The organism is Dactylosporangium sp. NPDC051485 (assembly GCF_040682015.1).
GTDB lineage: Bacteria > Actinomycetota > Actinomycetes > Mycobacteriales > Micromonosporaceae > Dactylosporangium.
Map to the genome: position 1 here is coordinate 1 of NZ_JBFAZW010000228.1, position 4,903 is coordinate 4,903.

The 4,903-nt window shown below is 75.8% G+C and carries 4 protein-coding genes; all 4 read left to right on the top strand.

Annotation, left to right across the window (positions count from 1 at the left end):
* Positions 1 to 793 (top strand): hypothetical protein (locus AB0M46_RS50990; RefSeq protein ID WP_363348953.1); only part of this gene is annotated, 793 nt, incomplete at its 5' end.
* A 278-nt stretch (positions 794 to 1,071) separates the two neighbouring features.
* A complete protein-coding gene (locus tag AB0M46_RS50995; protein WP_363348955.1) occupies positions 1,072 to 2,988 on the top strand; it encodes an elongation factor G in 1,917 nt (638 codons plus the stop codon).
* A gap of 82 nt (positions 2,989 to 3,070) precedes the next feature.
* Positions 3,071 to 3,961 carry a hypothetical protein gene (locus AB0M46_RS51000; RefSeq protein ID WP_363348957.1) on the top strand — a complete coding sequence of 297 codons (891 nt, stop codon included), beginning with the start codon at positions 3,071 to 3,073 and terminating at the stop codon, positions 3,959 to 3,961.
* Between the two features lie 347 nt (positions 3,962 to 4,308).
* The gene (locus tag AB0M46_RS51005; protein WP_363348959.1) at positions 4,309 to 4,893 is read left to right on the top strand and encodes a hypothetical protein; all 585 of its coding nucleotides are present in this window, start codon (positions 4,309 to 4,311) and stop codon (positions 4,891 to 4,893) included.
* Positions 4,894 to 4,903: the final 10 nt, after the last annotated feature.

Below are 4,903 nucleotides of genomic sequence, written 5' to 3' on the forward strand. Positions count from 1 at the left end.
GGCGGATCCGCGCGGCCCGCACGCCGACGACTGGGACCCCGCCGGCACCCGCTGGACCCGCCGCTTCCGGCCCCTCGTGGTGCCGGTGCCGCCGTCGGTGCCGGCCGAGCGGGTGCGGGCGGCGGTGGCCGCGCTGAGCGGCGGGACGGTCGAGCTGGCCGACCGCGGGCCGGACGCGTCGTCGCTGGACGAGGACCCGGCGGGGGCGCTGCGCGGGTACCGGGCCCGGCGGCCCGGCCCCCGGCTGCGGCTGGCGGCCACCCTGGCCGTCCTGGTCTTCGCCGTGCCGCTGGCGGCCGGCACGGCCGCGCCGTGGAACCAGCCCTGGTGGCCGGGCGTGACGGTGGCCGGCCGGGCGCCGGACGCCTGCGCGGTCTTCGCCGGCGACTTCGGTGCGCGGCTGGGCGTCACGGGGCACGAGCGCACCGAGGACGGCCCGCGCTACCGGACGTGCGCGTACACGGTGCCGCAGGGCACGCTCACCGTGACCGCCCGGGCCGAGCACGCCGTCTTCGGCAGCAGCATCGCCGACGCCGCCGACCGGGCCCGGGACCTGGCCGACGCGCTCGGCGGGGCGGCGCACAAGGTCGACGGCATCGGCGACGCGGCCTGGCTGGCCGGCAACCCGCAGGGCACGACCACGCTCATCGACCGGGCGGTGGTCGCGGTCGTGGCCCGGCGCGCCAACGTCGTGCTGGTCATCACGTACGGCGGGGAGACGGAGCCCGACGCCGCCCAGGACGCCGTGACGGGCGCTGCCCGGGCCACCCTGGCGGCCCTCGATCTCGGCTGACGTCACGTGCTCGGCCGAGGCGCCCTGTCGTACGGAATAAGGGGTTGCACGGCAACGCTAGGGTTGGCGTAGACACCAACTCGAGTGGAGGGAGCCGGCCGTGCAGTACCGCACCGCTGTCGTCGTTCCCCGCTCGCAGCACGAGGTGATCCGCGTGTCCTCGTTCCTCCCGGTGCCCGCTCGCGCGGCGGCACTGGGGCGTCCCGCGCTGGGCTAGCCAGGCCCCGGCGGGGCGAATCGCGCTGTCCTGTCCACGTGACGAGCCCAGAGGGGCAACAGTGCGCAAGGAACTCGACCGCGTCCGCAACATCGGCATTCTCGCCCACGTGGACGCGGGCAAGACCACGACCACCGAGCGGATCCTGTTCGCCACCGGCGCCACCTACAAGCAGGGCGAGGTCCACGACGGCACCACCGTCACCGACTTCGACGCCCAGGAGCGCGACCGCGGCATCACCATCTTCGCCGCCGCGGTCAGCGTCGACTGGGACGGGCACCGGGTCAACCTGATCGACACGCCCGGCCACGTCGACTTCGCCGACGAGGTCGAGCGGTCGCTGCGCGTGCTCGACGGCGCGGTCGCCGTCTTCGACGGCGTCGCCGGCGTCGAGCCGCAGAGCGAGTCGGTCTGGCGGCAGGCGGACCGCTACGGCGTGCCGCGGATCGCCTTCGTCAACAAGCTCGACCGGGCGGGCGCGGACTTCGCCGCCGCCGTGGCCTCGATCCGCGACCGGCTCGGCGTGACGCCGATCGCGATCCAGGCCCCGATCGGCGCCGAGTCCGGCTTCGCGGGCATGGCCGACCTGACGGCCGAACCCGCCGCGTCCCTCGTCGAGCAGGTGGCCGAGCTGCACAGCGGGGCCTTGGAGGAGTACGTCGAGACGGGCACGCTCACCACACCGTCGCTGCGCAAGGCGCTGCGGGAGCTGACGCTCAGCGGTGCCGCCGTGGTGGTGCTCGGCGGGTCGGCGTACCGGGACAAGGGCATCGAGGAGCTGCTCGACGCGGTGGTGGCGTACCTGCCCTCGCCGCTGGACAAGCCCCCGGTCACCGACGCGCCGCTGGCCGCCTTGGTCTTCAAGGTGCAGGCGGCCGCGACCGGGCGCCTGACGTTCCTGCGGATGTACTCGGGCGCGCTGCGCAAGGGCACGGAGGTGTACGAGCCCAACGCGGGCGAGACCGAGCGCGTCTCGCGCATCCTGCACGTGCAGGCCGACCGGCACACCGACGTGCCCGAGGCCGTCGCGGGTGACATCGTCGCCGTCGTCGGGCTCAAGCACGCCCGCGTCGGCGAGACGCTGTGCGACCCGCGGCACCCGGTGGTGCTCGAACCGCCGTCCACGGCGACGCCCGTCGTCTCCGTGGCGGTGGAGGCGCGCAACCGGGCGGACGCCGGCAAGCTGGCCGTCGCCCTGGCCCGGCTGGTCGAGGAGGACCCGTCGCTGGTCGTGCACAGCGACGCCGAGACCGGCCAGACCGTGCTCAGCGGCATGGGCGAGCTGCACCTGGAGGTGGCGGTGGAGAAGCTGCGCCAGACCGGCAACGGCCTGGCCGTCGCCGTCGGCCGCCCGCAGGTCGCCTACCGCGAGACCCTCGTGCGCGGCGTCAGCGGGCTGCTCTTCCGCCTGGTCCACCAGAACGGCGGCCAGGGCCTCTTCGCCCACGTCCAGATCGACGTGTCCCCAGTGGACAGTGAGGGGCTGGTGTTCGAGTCCACTGTGGTCGGCGGGCACGTGGCCAAGGAGTTCGTCCGGGCGGCCGAGGCCGGCTGCCGCGACGCCCTCGCGGCCGGACCGGTCGGCGGCCACCCGGTCACCGGCGTGCGGGTGACGCTCACCGACGGCAGGATGCACGAGAAGGACAGCTCCGAGCTGGCCTTCCGGCTCGCCGGCCGGGAGGCGCTCCAGCAGGCGTTCCAGGAGTCCGAGATGGTACTGCTGGAGCCCGTGGTAGAGGCGACCGTGACCGTCCCCGACGACATGGTCGGCGGCGTCCTCGGCGACCTCGCGGCGCGCCGCGGCCGGGTCACCGGCTCCACCGCCCGGGCCGGCACGGTCGTTGTCACCGCGGTCGTGCCGCTGGCCGAACTGTTCGGCTACGCGACGCGGCTGCGCAGCCGCACCCAGGGCCGGGGCACGTTCACGACGAGCCCGGCCGGCTACGCGCCGGTCCCCTCGGGGGCCGTCGTGCGGTAGCACGCACCTGTTTCGAACCCGACAGCACGGGTAACCGGCTTGCTTGCCTCGGCTATGGTCGAGGTTTTGAAGGAGGTTGCCCGTGCTGCTCGCCGTCCTGGACGTCGGCTCCAACTCCGCACACCTGCAGGTTGTCGACGCTCACCACCGGCGCGCGCCGGAGCCGGTCTTCCGCCTCAAGGCGCCCACCCTCCTGGCCGACTCGGTGACGCCCGACGGCGCCCTGAGCCCTGACGGCGTGGACCGCGTCGTGGCGGCGGTGTCCCGGACCGTCGAGGCCTACCGCCGCCGCCCGGCCGCCGATCTCATCCCGCTGGCGACCGCGACGATCCGCGACGCCACCAACAACGCCGAGATCCGCCGCCGGGTCCGCGAGGCGACCGGCATCGAGCTGCGCTCGCTCAGCGGCGAGGACGAGGCCCGGCTCACCTACCTGGCCGTGCGCCGCTGGCTGCCGCGGCCCGAACCGCTGCTGTTGCTCGACATCGGCGGCATGTCGATGGAGCTCGCGGCCGGCGCCGGCGAGCGGCCGGACCTGGCGGTGTCGCTGCCCCTCGGCGCGGGTTTCCTCACCCGGCGGTACCTGCCGGAGCACCCCGCGCCGCGCGCCGCCGTCGACCGGGTCCGCCGGCACGTGCGCACCGCCGTGACCCCGCTCGCCGGGCGGCTCGGCGGCCCGCACCGCGTGTTCGGCACCTCCAAGACGTTCAAGCAGCTGGCCCGGGTCACCGGCGAGGACACCGTGCTCTCGCGCCGGCGGCTGCGCCGCTGGCTGCCCCGCCTGGCCGCGATGACCCCGGCCGGGCGGGCCGCTCTCCCCGGCGTCGCCGCCGCCCGCGCCCGCCAGCTCCTGGCCGGCGCCGCGACCGCGCTGACCGTCATGGAGGAGCTCGACCTGCCCGCGCTGGAGGTCTGCCCGTGGGCGCTGCGGGAGGGCCTGCTGCTGCGGCGCTACCACGAGCTGCGCGGCTGAGCACACCGGTTCCGGGCCGCGGCGCAGGGGTCGCCCGGCAGGATCGCCGCCCTGATCGCGCCCGCGGCGCATCGCGACCCGGGCGGGCAGCCGGCGCGGCCACGCATCGGCCAGGCACGTGCCGGCCGCGGCGGTCGGTCGGTGGCGGTCACCACGGCGAGGCCGGCCGACCCGCACCGCGTGACCTCCGGCCGTCAGATGCCCGCCGCGGCACGTGATTCCCGTTTTTTCACCCCGATGGTGCTCGATGCGGGACCGGCGGCTTTTTGTGGCGGCCCGGCGGCTTTTGTTGCGGCCGGACGGGTAGCTGACGGGCACCACGGGCACCTGCGGGGAAGGAATCCACCATGATGACGACGGAGCGCAACACCGCACTGCGTTCGATGCACGACGCGGGCCTCGCCGCCTGGTTCGGCGGCTCGCTGATGGGCGCGATCGGGCTGCACGGCGCCGCGGCCCAGGCGCAGCAGCAGCGGGAGCGGCAGCAGATCTCGTCCGCCGGCTGGGACCGCTGGGCGCCGGTCAACCTCGCGGCGATCGGCACCCACCTGGTCGGCGCCGCCGGGCTGCTGGCCGACAACCGGTCCCGGGTGGTCGGGCAGCGCGGGGTGGCGGCGGTGAGCGCGGCAAAGGCCTCGCTCACCGCGGCGGCGCTCGCGGCGACCGCCTACAGCCGCCGGGTCGGCCACCAGCTTCAGGCGGAGCAGCAGCTGCAGCAGGACCTGCCGACGGTCGGGGTGACCGAGCCGGCCTCCGGCACGTCCGCGCCGGTGCGCGCGGCACAGCGTCGCCAGCGGGTGGCGCAGTGGGCCGTGCCGGCGCTGACCGGCGCGCTCATCGCCGTCTCGGCGTTCGCCGGCGAGCAGCAGCGGCCCCGCTCGGTCGTGCGCGGCGTCGCCGACCGGCTCCGGGAGGCGCTCGTGGCCCGCTGAGCGGCCCGGG

Coding starts and splice junctions, on each gene's coding strand:
- AB0M46_RS51005 (WP_363348959.1), top strand. CDS start 4,309: ATGATGACGACGGAGCGCAACACCGCACTGCGTTCGATGCACGACGCG.